1 protein-coding gene is annotated in these 523 nt (G+C 58.9%); it reads right to left on the minus strand.

The annotated features are described in order from the left end of the window. Positions 1-30: 30 nt before the first annotated feature. A complete protein-coding gene (locus ACR0JF_RS23430; RefSeq protein WP_480670147.1) occupies positions 31-441 on the minus strand; it encodes a nuclear transport factor 2 family protein in 411 nt (136 codons plus the stop codon). Positions 442-523: the final 82 nt, after the last annotated feature.

The raw sequence follows: 523 nt of genomic DNA on the forward strand, positions 1-523 counted from the left end.
CCTGATCGGCTGCAATCAAACCGCGCATGGTCAGCTCAGGGCGTCTTTGAACTTGAGAAACCGTGCATCGGTCATCACGCGCGCCATCATCGCCTCTCGTAGTGCACCCACTGTCTTATAGGGGCGCATCGCGACCTCGAAGGTTTGAATCAAACCGTCGTCGTTTAGCGTGATCAGATCCACCCCGATCCCGTCAAGATCCCCGACCTTGCACTGGAATTCCAACGCCCAGTCTTTTCCCTCGCCCATGATGCGGCGATAGCGGAAGTCTGAAAACACCTGACCAACATGTCCCAGAACGGCGGCCACCGGCGCGCGCCCGGTCCAGGTGCTGTAGTAGGTTGGCGGCAGGAACCGGACATCCTCGGCCAGAAGCGCGTGGATCAAGGCTTCATCGCCTTTGGCGACAACCTCTTGCACTCGTTCGATGGTCGGGTGCATGTCGTTTCCTCCCCTCCCGCAACGTCGTCCTTGCCTGTTGGGCAATGTTCAGAGACCTTCGGCACAGGAGGAAACGACATGC

The organism is Ruegeria sp. BG11 (assembly GCF_056538565.1).